Origin of the sequence: Sinomicrobium kalidii, from assembly GCF_021183825.1 — a bacterium.
Classification (GTDB): Bacteria; Bacteroidota; Bacteroidia; order Flavobacteriales; family Flavobacteriaceae; genus Sinomicrobium; species Sinomicrobium kalidii.
The window spans coordinates 2,337,465-2,353,825 of the sequence record NZ_CP089211.1; the positions used below are offsets into that span (position 1 = coordinate 2,337,465).

The window sequence follows — 16,361 nt, forward strand, 5'->3', positions numbered from 1 at the left end:
AAAAATGATGATTTTTGTTCCATATGAAGGGTTTTTTGAGCTGCATAGCCATAGCTATGGAGCGATAAAAAGACAAATATGGGGCAAAAAGGGCATTTTTTTAGCCAATTGAATTCTTTTTAAACAAGCTCTTAATTGGTATTAGCCATTTATTCCTTGTTATCCCGATTATTTAACCGTATCTCGATATATTTGGTATTTATAAAACAAGTTAGGTGTAATACCACGAGCAACGGTGTAAATACCAGCAGTCAGATAAAAATGAACAAGAATAAAATAAAGAAAGGGTTGCTGTTAAAGCAACTTCAGCATGCAACATTACAATGCCAGGGGTTAAGTGAAATACACCCATTCGGAACAGGAAAAAAAGCAGTGCTACGCGCGTTGGAATATCTTGGTTATATCCAAATAGACACACTGTCAGTTATTGCACGTGCACATCATCATACCTTTTGGACAAGGGTGCCGGGTTACCAAAGCGAATACCTGCATCAGTTGGTGGAAGAACGTGCAGTATTTGAATATTGGTTTCACGCTGCCTCTTTTCTGCCGATGAGGGATTTTCGCTATGCCTTACCCAAAATGCTAAGCATCAAACGCGGGGAGGCTCGCCATTACAACAATGCTGCTGACCAAAACAGCCTCCGTTATGTATATGACAGGATTCGTATCGATGGCCCGCAAAAAGCCAGGGATTTTGAATCGATCAACAAAAAATCAGGAAAATGGTGGAACTGGAAGCCAGCAAAGATCGCTCTTGAGCAACTCTTTATGCAGGGTGATCTAATGATCTGCGGACGTGACGGTATGGAAAAAGTCTACGACCTGACCGAAAGAGTGTTGCCCGACACAGTCAACACCGTTGAACCCGGTCCTTTGGAGTTTGCTGAATATTTAATTAAAACCCATCTTCGTGCGTATGGATTCACTACCATTAAACAAATAACACATCTAAGAACCGGTGAATCACTACGAAAAAATGTTAAACAGGTGTTACAAACAATGCTTGAAGAACAAACAGTGCAACAAATAAAGATTGATGGTATGCCTACAATTTTTGCACTTCATACTTTACTTGAAAATACAATCAAAAAGCCAGCTTCCCATGTTCGGCTTCTGTCTCCTTTTGACAATTCGATCATTCACCGTGACCGTATCGAACAACTTTTTAACTACAACTTTCGGCTAGAATGCTACACCCCTAAAGAAAAGAGGCGGTATGGCTATTTCTGCCTGCCCATTTTGTTCGGCGATGCATTTATAGGGCGTGTCGACTGTAAAGCACATCGCAAAAACGGTCAATTCGAGCTGATCCATTTACACATTGAAGACAGACGGGAAGATATCGAATCATGGCTGGATCCGTTTGTAAAAGCGGTACAGCACTTTGCCGCTTTTAACGGCTGTCAATCAATCAAATTGTCTAAAGTGAGTCCGCCGGAACTAACACGCACGTTAAAGCAGGCTTTTAAAGGGAAGACCCCGATAAATGAATAAAAAAAAGGCACCACAACAACGGAAACCGTTACACAAGTTGTTAAGTAATATGCGGAATTACTATCGATGAATTGACATTTTCTTGTAAAAACGGTATAAGAGCTCATCGATGATCAAACCTTTATACATATACCTGGCTATACATTATTCTTCGATAAGGAAAATAGAATGTCGAAATACTCTATATTAGTGTAAGTTGCTGTATATTAATGGGCAAACGGATAAAACAGGTGGGTCTACCTCTGATAGCAACATTGTTTGGACTTTTTATGTTTAGAAATCAGGGGTTTACGGATTCTTTATTTAATCAAAACACACATGCTTTAGTTCTTCATATCCCTGAGTAACCTCCAGGAAAACCAGGAGATAAACACAGCGGCTGTTATAATGCAAAGCCACAGGAATGTTCCGGTCTTCCAGAACGGGATTTCCCCGGGTGTTGTTTCTTCGGGGGGTATCTTTTTTAAAGTGCCCATGCCGGTACGGGGAAGGTCATCACGGAACAGTGTTTTAAAATGACCGATGTCGTATTGCGGGGAAGGAAAAGAGGGGTTGACCGCAAGCCGGTATTTTTTGCCGGCGCGGAGTTCTGCCACGAGGTATACGGGTTCCTGGAAAATCCTTACACCGATATCTTCCAGGGGCAGGTTGTCCCTGTTCTCAATTTCGATCGTAAATTCCTTTTCAAAAAGATTCAGCTTGTCAAACCGGTTTTCTTTCTGCGAATCCAGTTCCAGGGTCCCCATGGTCCGAACGTAGGTTTCCGTTCGCTTTTTGACATTCCTGTTCCGTTTGGCCCGGATATGTGCAGTGCGCAGGAACATCCCGGGACCTTCTGCAATGTCAAATGTCAGCGTATTGATCCGTTGCGGTTCGGCAAATCGTATGTGGATAATGGTCTTTTTATTCGCCTTGTCCTGTACGGTTTCCAGGGTAAACCCTTTAAGTTCGGTGAGCTCCGGTATCCCGGTTTTATCCGGTTTTTCATAAATGCCGGCTTCGAGGATATTAACAGGCAGTGTTTTTTCATCGTCAAAATCCCAGCGGAGGTACCTGTAACGGTTCAACGGAAAAGCAAAAGATTTTTCCACGGTGGTTTTTCCGGACGTGCTCAAACGGCCCAGTATTTCCCCGTTAACCAGTCCGAACCAGTTTTCCCCGTCATCGCTTCCACTGATGTCGTAGGTTTTGGACACTTTTGTAGCGGCTATTTTCAGGCTTATCCTGTCTATGGCTTTTTTTTCCTTGTTTTCTATGATTACGGAGGATCGCTTTTCGGGCAGGGCAGTTTTGGATACGATCGGGAAAGGGACAAAACGGGCGTCTTCCCGCTTATCCGTACCGTTGTGTACCCAGTACGGGATCTCGTTGTGTTCCTCGTCCAGAATACGGATACCGTCTGTCCGGTCCAGGCTTGCCGAGTGGACTTCCGGGGAAAGCGGAATGGCATAAACCCCGTCTTCGTTTACCGGGCGTATATCTCCACGGTATTCCTGGGCGCTGAGAACAAGGCCGCAGAGCAGAAAAACAAAGATATTAAAGCTCTTTTTCATCAGGTTCGGATTTGGTATCGGGATCGTCAATGACGAGTTTTTTGATCTTCTGATATACAAAGGAAATGACCAGGATCAATATACCCAAAAGTATAAAGGCGATGATCTTCCCGGTTTCGGATACGTTCTTGATGTCGTAGAGGAACAATTTTGCGATCGTAACCCCGAGTAGCGAAAGGGCCATGATGCGGAGCAGTTTCCATTGACGTTTTATTCCGGTAATCAGGAAGGCAAACGACAGGATGCCCCACAAAACGGGATAGCCTGTTTTAACGATCTGTGTTTTTGTTTCCAGCAATCCCGGGGAATCGGTAATTCCGGGAGTGAGATAAAGACCGTGGATCATAACCTCATAGCTGAGGATGAACACCACACAAAAAGCAAAGCCCCACAGTATGACCGGACGTCTGAAAAGTGGAATAACCGGATCGTGCATACTGTTTTTAACCAGTGTTTTGGCAAAATATATCAGGCAGAGCAATAGGCCGTAGTGAAGGTAAAAAGCGATGTGTTCGCTTCGGCCCGTATCCAGGCTTGCCAGGAATTCCATGGTGGGCAGGCGGAAAAACAGCAGGACATAGAGCAGGATATTTCCTGCGGCCAGGATCAATATTATCTTTTTTAACCCCTTGCGATGCGATTTTAATCCGAAGTAAAGCAGCAGTACACTGCATACAAAATGATACAGGGCTGAACAGGACATGGCAGACTCCCCGATGGGCAAAAACCGGTTGGATTGATAGTTGGTTTCCAGCATCCCCGCAATGTAGGCCACCACAACGGCACTAACCGCTGCCAGCATCCTGTATGAAGCCGGGTAAAAGGTGAAGAACCCTATCTTTTGTATGTTGTTTTCCTTTTTTAGCAGGAAGTAAACCGCCGTAAATGATATGGCCGAGATAAGTCCGGTAATAAATGCCGGGTTAAGGATTAGGGAAAGCTCTGTTTTCCCTGCTGCATAATACTGTACCCAGTCCATGAGCAGGCTGACAAGCATCAGCCCCTGTACCGCGACAGCACCGATCTTAAATGTGTTTATTCCGGATTTCCGGGACAACCAAAACAGCAATACGGCTTCAGCGGCCCAGAACATGGTGATATAATTCCCTTCGAACTGGATGGGGACCGTTAATGTAACGAAGGTAAGGGTAAGGCCCAGGAAAAGGTAAACGGCATTCTTGTCCAACCGGAATTTTTTATACAAAACGGCAGTATAGATCAAATTGAACAGGGCCAGTGAAATGGTAAACAATCCCTTCATATTTTCGTTCCAATGGTGCAGGATGGTAAGCCCCATGGAGAAATAAAAGAAAGTGTTGCCGAGTAAGACAATGTAATCCGCGGTCGATAAAGCTCCCTTTTTTCTAAGGTTGTGTATGATGGTGATGATGCTGAACAGGATATAGAAAACCGTGGCGAAAACAAAGGCACCTCCGTACGGAAGCTGGTCGTCCGCAAGTTTTGTAAATAACCAGCTGCTGTAAAGGATCACGGTAAAGAAAAAGGACAGTATGGTGACCAGGTTCCATTTCTTAAAATAGGCCATAGTAAGTATCCCGCCGTTAAGAATGGTAATGTATGTGAACAGGATCATATAATTTCCCTCCCCGGTACTTACCATAAACGGGACAGAAAACCCGCCGATAAGCGCCAGTACGGCCAGCTCCATCCGGTTGTAGGAAACAGAGACCAGTGCGCTGAAAGCGGTGATGACCACCATGATAATAAAGGCTGCGGTCTGGCTGAACAATTGGTATTCGTGAAAGGCAATGGCGATAGTAAAGTAAAATATACTTATGGCGCCTGCTACCAGGACCGAACTAAAGGCCTTGAAGTGGGTTCTGAGCCTGTGGGCAAAAAACATAACGACAGCACCTGCAAGGATACCGATACCGACCCTGGCGGTTTCGTTGATCCAGTTTTTATCAATGGCGTATTTCACAAAAAAGACGATCCCCAATACCAAAATAAGGATACCGATCTTGTTGATGAGGTTTTCCCCGATAAATTTTTCCAGGTCGGGATTTTTTTCCTTGAATTTTTCCCACCATGTTTTGCGGGGAGCGGAAGGGACCTTTATGGGCTCTTGTTCGGGCTGAGCGACCGTTTCGGGCTCCGGGAGGGCTTCCTCCCCGGGAAGTGAATCCGTGACGGGTTCGTTCTTTTCCGGAGCAGGTTCACTTTCCTTTTTCTCTTCGGCAGGTTCCGGAAATTCTTCATGTGATAGTCGGGCGGTTTCTTCTGTGAGGTGATCCGGAAGTCCCTCTTTCCGGAGGGTATCCAGCTTTTCCGAAAGCTGTTGTAGCTTATTTTCAGTCTTTTGAAACCCGGAACTGATTTTTCTGAGTAATACGATCAGAAGGACCAGTACGATAACCAACAAAAAAATTGTCATATCACACTTAGGTTGATGAATGTCAAATATAGGTAAAATTGTATACGGGATGTTGAAACCCGCCTGATCCGGGAAGAAATACCGGTTTTCCGGGAGCTGAATGAATTGATTGGTTTCAGTTTAGGGTGTCAAACCCTGCTCCCGATCCCGATATCTATCGGGATAATCGGGATTATTGCAGCACTTCGGTACTTCGATAAACTCAGTACAAGTAAACTCAGTGTATCACACTTTAGTAGTGCGAAAAAATTATAATCCAGGTTATTGAGTTATTGTGTGTTGACTAAATAACTCAATAACTCAATCCACCTAATAACCTGGTGATTTTATTGCTTTCTAAAAAGGAGGGCTTTTAGTCCCCGGTAAAGAAAACCGCTGCCCCCTTTCAGTGCAGCGTGGTTTAGTACAGAGCGGTACAAGAATTCAGCAAACTATTAAAACCAGGCTTGTGGCTATTACAATTCCCGGGAGATTATTCTGTGATATCCGGATAGAACAGACAAAAACCTTCAGGACTAAAATTCCTCCCGCAGATCATCGCAGATTTATGCCGGAGTGTGTTAATATAAAATAAAACGCCTGTGTTTTAAGTGGAGAGCGATCAGTAGCAAAAGCGATGCCCTGAGCAAGGTCAAAGGGAGGATAAATAAAGCGGGTAACGGGAAAGATGAGAGGTGAGTATTTAATACTTCTCACCTCTCATATTAATATTAAAGCTTACAACTTAATCACAGGCTTTTCCCTGGTCATTTATGCTCCAGCCGTGATCGGCCAGCAATTGTCTGGCTGTTTCGGCTTCATCACCGCAATAGGGAACAGGTATATTTCCCAAACTGAGATTTTGAGGCAGAGCAAGCTCTTCTGTAGTGGCATGTGCTGCAAAACGGATCAGGGCCTTTTCATAGTTCTCCCTTGAAATTCCGGAACCATGGAAGATATATGACATCCCTGTTACCTTACTGATATTCCATTTGCTAAGATCCGGATCGGCACCGGAATTCCGGAACATATAATTCATAGAAGACACATTAGCCGTATTCCAATTGCTTACATCGGGGTTGGCATTGGTAGCGCCGCTAAACGTAAGCGTCATAGCCAAGACTTTACCGGTATTCCAGTTACTTACATCAGGGTTGGCACTGGCAGCATCACTGAACATGCCTGCGATGTTGACAACGCTACCGGTATCCCAGTTGCTCACGTCGGGATCTGCACTGGTAGCCCGGGCAAACATGCTTGTCATATACCGGACATTACCGGTATTCCAGTTACTTACATCAGGATTGGCGTTGGAAGCTCCATGAAACATGCTTCCCATATCCGTTACATTACCGGTATCCCAATTACTTACATCCGGATTGGCAACAACAGCACTCTTAAATAAAGAACTCATATTGGTCACATTACCAGTATCCCAGTGGCTGAAATCGGGGTTACTTAGTCCTGAATAGGCAAACATCTGGGACATATTCTCCACATGAGATAAATTGGGGGCATCGGTGGCTTTTACATTGAGGTTTGAACAATATACAAATGCCCTTTTCATAGATTGCCAGGCTATGGTTCCCCATTGTTCGATGGCAATGATGCTTTCTGGTACATCACTATTTACTTTAGAACCATAAAAATACACGGCCGGAAAATCCCCGGAGATACGGATGGTGTGCTCGCCGCCGGTATCAAAAGTATGGGTCACATTGCCGGTGATGCCTTCCTGGTCAAATATTCCGTCATTGTCCCAGTCCACTTTGTAATTATAAGCACCGGCAAAATCGGGATGGGTTGGGATCGTGATCGTTTGCGTATTCCAGGTGGTTACAAAATCATTCCGGGTGACGGTGACGGAGATACTCCCCTTAATCTCCGGGTTGCTGTAAGAGGTGGCCGTGATCACCACTTCTCCTTTACTTAGCCCGGTTACCGTCCCTTCTTCATCCACAACGGCCACGGAGGTGTTACTACTGCTCCATGTTATTGTTTTGTCCTCAGCACTTTCCGGGGTTATACGGGCAGTGAGTGGTGTTTTTGTCCCTACCTCGATCTCCGTTTTTTCCGCAGTCAGGGCTATGGTACTAACAACAAACGCCACGGTGACCGTATATTGCCGGGTATCCCCGTTTTCGGCCGCTACCGTATAAGTTACCGGTTCGGTAAAATCCTGTTCTTCCCCGCTGGCGGGGACTATACCTGCCCCGCTATGGGTAATTTCGGGTGATAATTTGGTAATATCGGCATCTTCAGTTAAGAATACACTGATGTTAGTCCCCTCAATAATCCCTTCAGTATCATTAATGGTAAAAGAGGTAATGGCGTTACTGGCTTTAAGGATATTCAACACCAGACTGTCCTTTATACCGGCATCTTCACCGGAAGTAACCGTAATGGTCACTTCTCCGGGGGTTATGGCCTTAACCAGACCATTTTGATCTACCGTAGCGATGGAAGGATCGCTGCTGCTCCAGTGTACTTCCCGGTTGGTGGCATCTTCCGGAGAGATCGTCACATCCAGTTGCAGGATGCCGCCTGCCGCTACGTCCTGTGTTTGCGCTACGGCTTCTACTTTGGCAACCTTTATGGCGGAAGGGCCGTCATCCCCGGAACAGGAGCATAGCATTAACATCACGATAATAACAGTGCCCGGGCATGCCCGGTACCGTTTGCTTTTAAATTGTAGTAGAAATTGTTTCATACTTGTTGATTATACCGTTTATCAGGGTGCAATGATACCCCGGAATATCCTGAAAAATGTTCCATCCGAATGAGTGGTACTTTTTTATGGAACGGATAGTAAAGGCCTTAAATACGTTGTATTACACTGTATTTTTTCGGTATTGGGAAGGCGTGAAACCGGTGTGGTTCTTAAAGACCCGGTTAAAGGAGGTTTTGCTCCTGAACCCGGCCTCATAGGCAATGGCCAGGATCTTGTAGTCGTTATAGGCAGGGTTACGCATTAATTTCTGCGATTCGTTGACCCGGTAGATATTGATAAAACTATAGAAGTTTTGCTCAAAACACAGGTTGAGTACTTCGGAGAGGTGATGGACGCTCATGGACAATGTTGAAGCGAGATCGGACGGGGTGATATCAAAATCGAGATAGGGTTTTTCCTTTTCCATGTGGTCCAGGATCAGGTTCATGTAGTGCTTCCTGTCTTCCCCGGTGAGCGAGGAGTTTTTGTATTGCGGTGAAATTTTCGCAGCGGGTTCCCCGTGATGCGCTTCCCGCCTTTTTGCGGCCAGGTCCTTCATTTTGGTTTTGAGGGCCTTGTTCTCGTTACTCAGGGCGAGGTAATTCCCTCTGATCTTTTCCCTGTCCGTTTCCAGGTTCTTTCTTTTCCTGATATGGAAAAATAACAGCCCCCCGAGCAATAGGAGTGCAAGGCTACCGCCTGCGATAAGCTTGTTCTTTTTGCTGTTCAGTGTGGTTATCGCATAGAGCCTTTGATCCATTTCCCTGTGTTGCAGCCTGGCTTCCTGTTTCAGGTCGAGCTTGGTGGCATCCGTTTTTTCCTGCATGTTTTTCTCCAGCATTTCGGCATATTGTTTTTGCTCCTTGTAGGACTTTTTAAAATACCCCAGTGCTTCATAGGTTTTTGCCAGGTGCAGGCAGAAGTGCATTTCCAGTTTTTTGTTCTTTTCGAGAATAGCGGTTGCCTTTCCCTCTTCGAGATAACTTACCGCTTTTTCCGGTTCCCCGGTCTTCCCGTAGGCCATGCCGAGGTTGAGCAGGGTCAGTGCCCTGCGCTTTGAGGATCTTTCGAGAGACTCCAGGCTTGTTTCAATGGCCCGGCCGTATTCTTTCTTCCTGAAATGGGCATTGGCAATATTGTCGAGAGCGGTGAGAAGTACTTCGGTATTTCCGGTTTGCTCTCCCAGGTCTTTTACCTTGTACAGGCAGGATAATGCCTTCTCCTTGTCCCCGAGGCTGGAATAACTCGCCCCCAGGCCGTTATATGCAGCTATTTTTGTAAAGTCCGATACCTGGTAACGTTCGGACCGGGCAAGGACTTCTTCCATGGCTGCTATGGCCTTTTCATGAGCACCTATATTGTTATATATGTTGCCGATATTTACCAATACCGCTATACCTGTTTCTTCGCCGTCGGGCAGGGATTCGCATTTTTCCAGGGCGTTGTGATATTGTTCCAGCGATTCTTTGTATTCGCCCATAATGCTGAAATATATCCCGAGATTGATCAGGGCCTTCACCTCCAATTTTCCCAGCCCGAATTTTTCGGCAACCGGGATCACCGAGTCATTATACATCCTGAATGTTTCGTATTCCCCGTCTTTATAATGTCCGAAGGCGGCATCGAGATAGTTTTTCGATACCTTTTCGGGAGCAGTGAGCGTGTCTGGCCATTTGCCGGCAACAATCCGGTTGTTTTGGGAATGTATGGTATTAAAGTAAAGTATAATAAGAATATAGAACGGAAGTTTGTTCATGGAATTACGCTACTGTTATTTCCTTAAGGTTCCCCGTGGGCCGGGAGCAAATATGGAGAGGAACAGTTCCCCCAGATAATTTATTAAGAGACCAAAAGTAAATGAAAAAATCTTGTAAACCCACATAAAGGCATTAGAATTAGTTCTATAAGAAGGTGAGGTTTGTTTTACGAAGATTGTTAATCAAGGGTAAACGCTTTGGTGACAGGGGCTATATCTCCCGGAAACTGGCCAATTATTTGTGAAATAATGGTATTAACCTGGTTACAAATTTGTGAAATAATAAAATTTTTCAGATTTGGATAAAAATTCTGTAGAGAAAGCGTTCGCTGATAGAATCGGTCAATGACGAACTCAAGACATCTGTCGAACATAGCAGGCATCGATCACCGGTCGGATATTATCATTTTTAGCATTTTAAAAGCATCGAGTTCATCACTGCCAGAATTAACGTTTTGGCAACCGCATAAATTGTAATGACGTTCATTATAAAAATATAAGCAATCGTCTCCCGATAATCCCGATAATTATCGGGATCGGGAGCGAGCCCTTCGATACTTCGGCTTTAGTTTATCCTGAGTTTATCGAAGGGCTCAGTACAGGTAAACTCAGGACAGGCTGAAGCGCGGCATTCTCCTGGCAGGTTATATGCATGCCATAGGGGTACGCCGCTTACCCCATGAGATTGCCACACCCTGCTTATGGCAGGGTTCGCAAAGACGCTTTTCAGTTATGGCTTTGGGAGGAAATATCCAATCACTAATATCTCATCTGTTTATCAGTACTTTATATTTATGCTTATCCATTATTCACGTTAATTTAGTTTCCATTGTAGATTTTCGTTATGTAAAACGGTCAAGGCTAATAGTGGGGATATTCGCCCGGCGAAGCTATATTTCTTAGAGCGGGGACTGCTATTACACTTATTTTTTAACGATTTTTCCATCGGTATAAATTTCTGTCAATTTCCAGGCAATATCTGTTAAGATGCTTCCTTTAGGCCTGTTGGAAAAAATTATGATTGAGGTTTTTAAGTCGGGAACTCTGATAACTTCTGCACCAAATCCGGAAGTTAATCCTCCGTGCTCATAAACATCATAGCCATTTATCCTGATTTTATTCCACCCGAAACAATATCCTTCACCCGAACTTTTGCCATTTTCAGTATACGCTGAAAATATATTATCCAGTTGCTTCCCGGAGATTAGTCGGTCTGAGTATAACATCTGATCCCATTTGTAATAATCAGAAATTGATGTATAATACCCACCATCGGCCTGGATTGCACTTGTTAAGCTTTGATCTTTGGGTATAATAATACTATCATTTTTTATAGAGTAGCCAAATGCACGGTTTTTTATTTCAGCATTGGGAACATAAACAATGGAATTCTCCATTTTTAGGGGTTTGAATATTTCATCAGCAATGAATTCCTCAAATGGTTTTCCCGATATTTTTTCTACGATCTTTCCGAGGACGACATAGGCTGTATTGCTATATTTAAACCGGGTGTCTGGCTCAAAAATAGTGCTGTCTGTTTTTAACAATGCCTGAAAAACCTCGTCATCCAGGATTTGACGCTCCCTGTTAGCTTCAATGAAATTATTATAACTAACTAATCCCGAACGATGAGTTATCAGATGCCGGATTTTGATATTTTTGCCATAGTCCGGGAATTCGGGAAAAATAGCTTTCAATGAGGTTTCATAATCCAGTTTTCCCCGGTCAGCCAGTTTGGCAATCGCAAAAGCTGTAAATTGCTTTCCAACGGAAGCAATCCTGTAATTCGTTTCAGAAGTTGTCTTTGTTTTTTCCCCGACATTGGCGTAACCATAATTTTTCTCTAAAATTTTCCGCCCGTTTTTTATAACCAGAACACTGGCCCCCGGATTTGGCACGTCGTATCTTGAAAATAAATGATCAACTATATCATCGTCATCTTTGGGGATGACCCTGGATGAATGACAGGAAAATAAAAAGAAAAAAATTGTGAAGGGAATTATGGATTTCATGGGTTAAAATTACATACAACGGTTTCGGCTATGGCAAACAGGGGAGTAGTATCTTGTTTTAAAGCACAGGCACCTCCATATAAAAAGCCGTCATGCCTATATAGTCGGTGGTGGCATTCAGTTTTTCTGTCAGTATCTTCTCTATTTCGGTAATGGGAGTGTTGGGGACGTTAAAACTGCAGATACACTGTACACGCTTGCCATTATAGTTAAAAATAAGTGTCTCGGTTGGAGTATCGGGATATTGTTTCGTCAGATTTTCCTGAATAGATCGAAGGGTTTGGTTAAATTTTTTGGTATATACGTTTTCCTTATCTTCTTCGTATTGGTCAATATAGGTAATATCTAAAGGACCATTTCTTTTAGCAACAGGTTTTATGATATATGCATCCTGCATTCTTCCTGCTTTCGACCCGGGAGATATAATAGTTGTCTGTCTGTATCTTTTATTCTTACAACTGTAATATGGAGTAGTATATACAAGAACGACATCGAAGTTTTTATCCATAAAAAGATAATTCCGGAAAGTAATTTCCTTTATTGGAGTACTCCCAAGAGCATATTCCATCGGAAGATTGTTCAAAGGAAGTTTTTTTAGCCGGTCGTCTTTTTTATTGGGTCCGTAAGAATACAGCTTGTATTCAATAAATTCTCCTTTCAAGGTATCCGTATCAACCGTTACGGTATCTATATGGATGTTGTAACCATATTTCTCTATATACAACCTGTCCGCCTGGCCATTCAAAAACTTTACTCTGTCTAAAACCGAATCCAGCTCCTTTTTATCCTTTGGCCACAATATTCCATAATGATCGTATGAAGATGTGAGCGCTGTACCTATAGATAATGCATTGCCGGAATCTTTAAACCGCTTTATAAATTTCCGGAAAGAAGTAAATTGGTAATATTGATACCCTGTATAGGACAATATGGTTAAGACCAATAATGATACTATAACTTTAACAATCTTCATTTTAAATTCGTTTAATCCCTGTACTCATACCCCATGATCTCTTTATACACCTGCCTAAAGGCATCCCGATCCATCTGTATGTATATCATGGGTTGATTTACACCTATTGTCGGACCGGTAAATTCGAATACGTTATATTTTGAGTGGCCCTTCCTCATTTCTGCCGTCTCTATGTGACTAAGGGTGTTGGGGGAATCTATTCTATGATCCAAAGGATCGAAACTGACTTGTGCTGTAAATATTATGCCTTCATATTCTAATTGTAAAACCATCCCGTTGATACCGCCTTCTTTAATACCGAAGGAGCGTTGTGCCCTGTAATATTCACCGCTTCCCCTACGGTCCAAATCTATAGGATTAAAGTTATAACTATCTATATTGGCCCTCCTTTTTACAGCATTGAAGATTTCTTCGACCAATTTTTTCAGATCTTCTCTCCGGGCATCCGTAAAAGATTTTTTGTCGATATCAGGAGCCCCCATGTATTTACGATATAATTTACTTAAACCATTAGGAGCACTGTTTTGATAATCGCTTCATACATTGCCTTCACCGGGCCCCACATACTTAAAACCGTGTGGCGTGTTGCTTTCCGATGTTACCTCTTCTTTCCACACGTATTGCCCGGTTTTCCTGTCTTTAACCCAGTCTGACGGTTGTTCTCCTCTGGTGCTTTTTAGCGGTGTTTCAAGAAGGCTTCCGGAGTTGTTATGCTTGTCCATAAGCGAATCCCCGGCAGGAATATCCGGGCTTCGCTTAACCTTAAAACGGAGGTCGATATCCATACCTGTGGTTTGGTACAGTTCCAGCCAGCTTTCTATATCCCTAATGGAATGTACAGTGATTTCCATAGTAACTAAAAAGAAGAAATGTTCAGGTATTTAAAACACATTAATTTTTCATAAAACTTTTGCAGGGGATTGGTGTATAAAAGTACAAAAAATTCTTAGGGCTTGACATCCTGGCTTATGAATGTGTAACAGGCTGCGAAGTCGGGGACATTTGCAGAGCGGGAATGCTGTCATTTTTTACTTATTAGATAATCCGTTGATAAAATCGCATATTCAAAATTGTCAGACCAACCGTTTTTAAGCGGCAATACCCCTGCTGCCGCACGATTACATCGTGTGGCTGTTCCCGCTGCCGCACGATTGCATCGTGTGGCTCAAACTAACCCATCTATAACTTTCTTATCTTTTAACCAAAATACTGAAAAACAAGCACATTATCCAACAGCCCCTTTTCTCCCTAATAATCCACAGCACTGCTGTAAACATAATCTTCCGGCCGAAATACGAAGCCTGCATCTACCGGATTGTTGTGAATATAGTCGATCTTTTCCTGTATAACTTTATTGCTCCAAAGCTCAACAGGTTTGTTGTCGTGTCGCCAAAACTGATATCCGGTAACGTTGGACGACTTTCCTGCTGCTTTTTTAAACCTTTCGAGCAAAAACTCTTTTCTGCTTTCTCTCGGATTATCCCGTATTTCCTTTACTATCGCTTTGCTTGTAAACCGTTTAAAATCACCCAGCAGCAATGCGGGATGCTGCCCGTTTATACTCCTGAAGACTAAATGCATATGGTTGGTCATAATGCACCAGGCCACAATTTCCATACCTTTCTCTTTTTGGCAAAACGCCAGACTTTCCAACAGCAGGTTCTTATATTCATTCCTGGTAAAAACATCCAGCCACTCCACTACAGCAAAGCTCACAAAGTATAGGCCCTCCGGGTTATGGAACTTATAGTTTCTGCTCATAGGCTAAATGTACAGATTTTTCATTTCCGGAAAAACACGGCCGTGAGTAAAGCTCAGGAAATTAAAGATGCCACACGATGCAATCGTGCGGCAGCGGGGGTAAGTGAGGAAGAAGCTTTAAAAAGAGTAGAAAAAGCAAATTTGGCTTTTCCTGATGCTTTAGTAACAAATTATACGGGATTGATACATAACTTAAGTCTACCGGATGCAAAAGACTGTCACGTCCTGGCTGCTGCCATAAAGACTGATGCGAATGTAATAGTCACCAATAACACTAAAGATTTTCCTGAAGATTATTTAGCCTCTTTTGGCTTAGCTGCTAAAACAGCAGATGATTTTTTGACTGATATTATTGATTTAAATACGGACCAAGCCGTAAAAGCATTCAAGCAATTAGTTTTAAATAGACGAAATCCGGATTTAAATGAATTTGAAGTTCTTGACATTTTAAGAAAGCAAGGACTGAAAGATACAGCGGATTTTCTGCATTCACAGCTTTAGTTATATGCTTGGCCATGCCGAAAAGCTTTTTGTTGTACCCATACCAACGCTTAGTTATCAGCCACAGTTATTTCTTTCTCCTTATAATAATCAAGCCAGGATTTTATTCTTCCGACAAACATTTTGAGGTAGTTTTCAGTCAGGAATATGTTCGACCAATCAAATCTCCGTGCCTGTACTCCGAGATAAAAAACAAAAACAGAAGCCCCGGCTTTAGGGATTAGCCTGAGTTCATTATCCGATAACGCCCTGACTTTTTGGTAGCCGTTCAGAAAACTCTGAATTTTTGATTCATATTGTTTTTTGTCAGATTCTATGAAAAATAATTGTTTGCAGAAATATGCAATATCCAAAACCTGCCATCCGTTTCCACAAAAATCGAAGTCGAAAATTGTAATTTCCTTTTCATTGACGACAGCCATGTTATCATACCAGATATCCATATGTACGACTCCCTTTCGAACATTGTCGAAATCTGAATCCCGGAAAGACTCACCAAACGCTTTAATGAACTCCATTTCTGCTAATTCCTCGGGGAAGAATTGTTTTAAATGCTCATAAGGCAATGCTACAAGTGATTGTTTGTTATAAGAAATCCGGTCAATGGCTTTGTTTAAAGGGAAGCTGTGAATTTTTGCCATTAACGAACCAATGGAGTAACAGGTCTCTTTGTCCATAAACCGGATTTTGCCGCCTTGAGCAAATGAAAAAAGCACTACATACCTGGTTCCTTCAGGTGCATTTATTTTTTGAATGAATGCTCCGTTTTTATCCTGAATTGGAAAAGAGACCGCTATTTTATTTCCTTTCAGAAGCTTTAGCAGTTTTATCTCTTCGGTAATTTCATCTTCAGACCTCCAATTATGGCTATAAACTCGTATGACATATTTTGTTTCGCCTGAGGAAATAAAATAAGTGTGATTTATTCCTGTCCTGAATAATTCACAAGTGAAGTTTTCGTTTAACTGATATCGGTCTTTTATAAACGCTCCTAATTCTTTTGCGGAAAGTGTAGACCTTGTAACCGGAAATGCTGTCATTTTTTACTTATTAGATAGCGTGTTTCGTTTGTAAAGTTTGTTTTACCTAAAATATAAGGTACGGTGATTTCCATAGGTACTAAAAAAAGAAGAAATGTCAGGGTATTTAAAATACATCGGTTTCTCGTAAAACCTTTGCAGGGGATTGGTGTGTAAAAGTATAAAAAATTCTTAGGGCTTGACA

12 protein-coding genes and 1 pseudogene are annotated in these 16,361 nt (G+C 42.7%); 3 read left to right on the plus strand and 10 right to left on the minus strand.

Annotated elements, in window-relative coordinates; all coding sequences use genetic code 11:
• The first annotated feature begins 261 nt into the window (after positions 1–261).
• The gene (locus tag LS482_RS09405) at positions 262–1,497 is read left to right on the plus strand and encodes a winged helix-turn-helix domain-containing protein (RefSeq protein WP_233031527.1); all 1,236 of its coding nucleotides are present in this window, start codon (positions 262–264) and stop codon (positions 1,495–1,497) included.
• A 323-nt stretch (positions 1,498–1,820) separates the two neighbouring features.
• Here LS482_RS09405 and LS482_RS09410 read toward each other — a convergent pair whose 3' ends face one another.
• From LS482_RS09410 to LS482_RS09425, 4 genes are all read right to left on the minus strand, one after another.
• Positions 1,821–3,050 carry a DUF3999 domain-containing protein gene (locus tag LS482_RS09410; RefSeq protein ID WP_233031528.1) on the minus strand — a complete coding sequence of 410 codons (1,230 nt, stop codon included), beginning with the start codon at positions 3,048–3,050 and terminating at the stop codon, positions 1,821–1,823.
• On the minus strand, positions 3,034–5,445 hold the full coding sequence (locus LS482_RS09415; RefSeq protein WP_233031529.1) for a DUF2339 domain-containing protein: 2,412 nt from the start codon (positions 5,443–5,445) through the stop codon (positions 3,034–3,036). Before LS482_RS09415 ends, LS482_RS09410 begins: the two co-directional genes overlap by 17 nt.
• Positions 5,446–6,169: 724 nt before the next feature.
• A complete protein-coding gene (locus tag LS482_RS09420) occupies positions 6,170–8,134 on the minus strand; it encodes a BspA family leucine-rich repeat surface protein (RefSeq protein ID WP_233031530.1) in 1,965 nt (654 codons plus the stop codon).
• Positions 8,135–8,255: 121 nt separating this feature from the next.
• On the minus strand, positions 8,256–9,890 hold the full coding sequence (locus tag LS482_RS09425) for a tetratricopeptide repeat protein (RefSeq protein WP_233031531.1): 1,635 nt from the start codon (positions 9,888–9,890) through the stop codon (positions 8,256–8,258).
• A 305-nt stretch (positions 9,891–10,195) separates the two neighbouring features.
• Here LS482_RS09425 and LS482_RS21840 point away from each other — a divergent pair.
• Positions 10,196–10,279: pseudogene (locus tag LS482_RS21840) on the plus strand (transposase); the annotation flags it as partial.
• A 534-nt stretch (positions 10,280–10,813) separates the two neighbouring features.
• Here LS482_RS21840 and LS482_RS09430 read toward each other — a convergent pair.
• The 5 genes from LS482_RS09430 to LS482_RS09450 form a co-directional block, all read right to left on the minus strand.
• Complete coding sequence (locus LS482_RS09430; protein ID WP_233031532.1) at positions 10,814–11,902, minus strand: serine hydrolase domain-containing protein; 1,089 nt, start codon at positions 11,900–11,902, stop codon at positions 10,814–10,816.
• Positions 11,903–11,960: 58 nt separating this feature from the next.
• Positions 11,961–12,875: a hypothetical protein gene (locus LS482_RS09435; protein WP_233031533.1), complete on the minus strand. Its 915-nt coding sequence runs from the start codon at positions 12,873–12,875 to the stop codon at positions 11,961–11,963.
• 11 nt (positions 12,876–12,886) lie between these two features.
• Positions 12,887–13,357 (minus strand): hypothetical protein, encoded by a 471-nt coding sequence (locus LS482_RS09440; protein WP_233031534.1) that lies wholly within the window; start codon positions 13,355–13,357, stop codon positions 12,887–12,889.
• A gap of 54 nt (positions 13,358–13,411) precedes the next feature.
• Entirely contained in the window at positions 13,412–13,726 is a 315-nt protein-coding gene (locus LS482_RS09445) for a hypothetical protein (RefSeq protein WP_233031535.1), read from the minus strand.
• Positions 13,727–14,123: 397 nt separating this feature from the next.
• Complete coding sequence (locus tag LS482_RS09450) at positions 14,124–14,636, minus strand: REP-associated tyrosine transposase (RefSeq protein WP_233031536.1); 513 nt, start codon at positions 14,634–14,636, stop codon at positions 14,124–14,126.
• Between the two features lie 42 nt (positions 14,637–14,678).
• Between LS482_RS09450 and LS482_RS09455 the strand changes: the two genes are divergently transcribed.
• Complete coding sequence (locus LS482_RS09455) at positions 14,679–15,137, plus strand: VapC50 family PIN domain-containing toxin (protein WP_233031537.1); 459 nt, start codon at positions 14,679–14,681, stop codon at positions 15,135–15,137.
• Between the two features lie 50 nt (positions 15,138–15,187).
• Here LS482_RS09455 and LS482_RS09460 read toward each other — a convergent pair whose 3' ends face one another.
• Positions 15,188–16,177 (minus strand): phosphotransferase, encoded by a 990-nt coding sequence (locus tag LS482_RS09460; protein WP_233031538.1) that lies wholly within the window; start codon positions 16,175–16,177, stop codon positions 15,188–15,190.
• Positions 16,178–16,361: the final 184 nt, after the last annotated feature.

What these genes read in the sequence shown, in the direction of transcription:
- LS482_RS09405 (WP_233031527.1), top strand. Translation starts at nt 262, where the DNA reads ATGAACAAGAATAAAATAAAGAAAGGGTTGCTGTTAAAGCAACTTCAG.
- LS482_RS09410 (WP_233031528.1), bottom strand. Translation starts at nt 3,050, where the DNA reads ATGAAAAAGAGCTTTAATATCTTTGTTTTTCTGCTCTGCGGCCTTGTT.
- LS482_RS09415 (WP_233031529.1), bottom strand. Translation starts at nt 5,445, where the DNA reads ATGACAATTTTTTTGTTGGTTATCGTACTGGTCCTTCTGATCGTATTA.
- LS482_RS09420 (WP_233031530.1), bottom strand. Translation starts at nt 8,134, where the DNA reads ATGAAACAATTTCTACTACAATTTAAAAGCAAACGGTACCGGGCATGC.
- LS482_RS09425 (WP_233031531.1), bottom strand. Translation starts at nt 9,890, where the DNA reads ATGAACAAACTTCCGTTCTATATTCTTATTATACTTTACTTTAATACC.
- LS482_RS09430 (WP_233031532.1), bottom strand. Translation starts at nt 11,902, where the DNA reads ATGAAATCCATAATTCCCTTCACAATTTTTTTCTTTTTATTTTCCTGT.
- LS482_RS09435 (WP_233031533.1), bottom strand. Translation starts at nt 12,875, where the DNA reads ATGAAGATTGTTAAAGTTATAGTATCATTATTGGTCTTAACCATATTG.
- LS482_RS09440 (WP_233031534.1), bottom strand. Translation starts at nt 13,357, where the DNA reads ATGGGGGCTCCTGATATCGACAAAAAATCTTTTACGGATGCCCGGAGA.
- LS482_RS09445 (WP_233031535.1), bottom strand. Translation starts at nt 13,726, where the DNA reads ATGGAAATCACTGTACATTCCATTAGGGATATAGAAAGCTGGCTGGAA.
- LS482_RS09450 (WP_233031536.1), bottom strand. Translation starts at nt 14,636, where the DNA reads ATGAGCAGAAACTATAAGTTCCATAACCCGGAGGGCCTATACTTTGTG.
- LS482_RS09460 (WP_233031538.1), bottom strand. Translation starts at nt 16,177, where the DNA reads ATGACAGCATTTCCGGTTACAAGGTCTACACTTTCCGCAAAAGAATTA.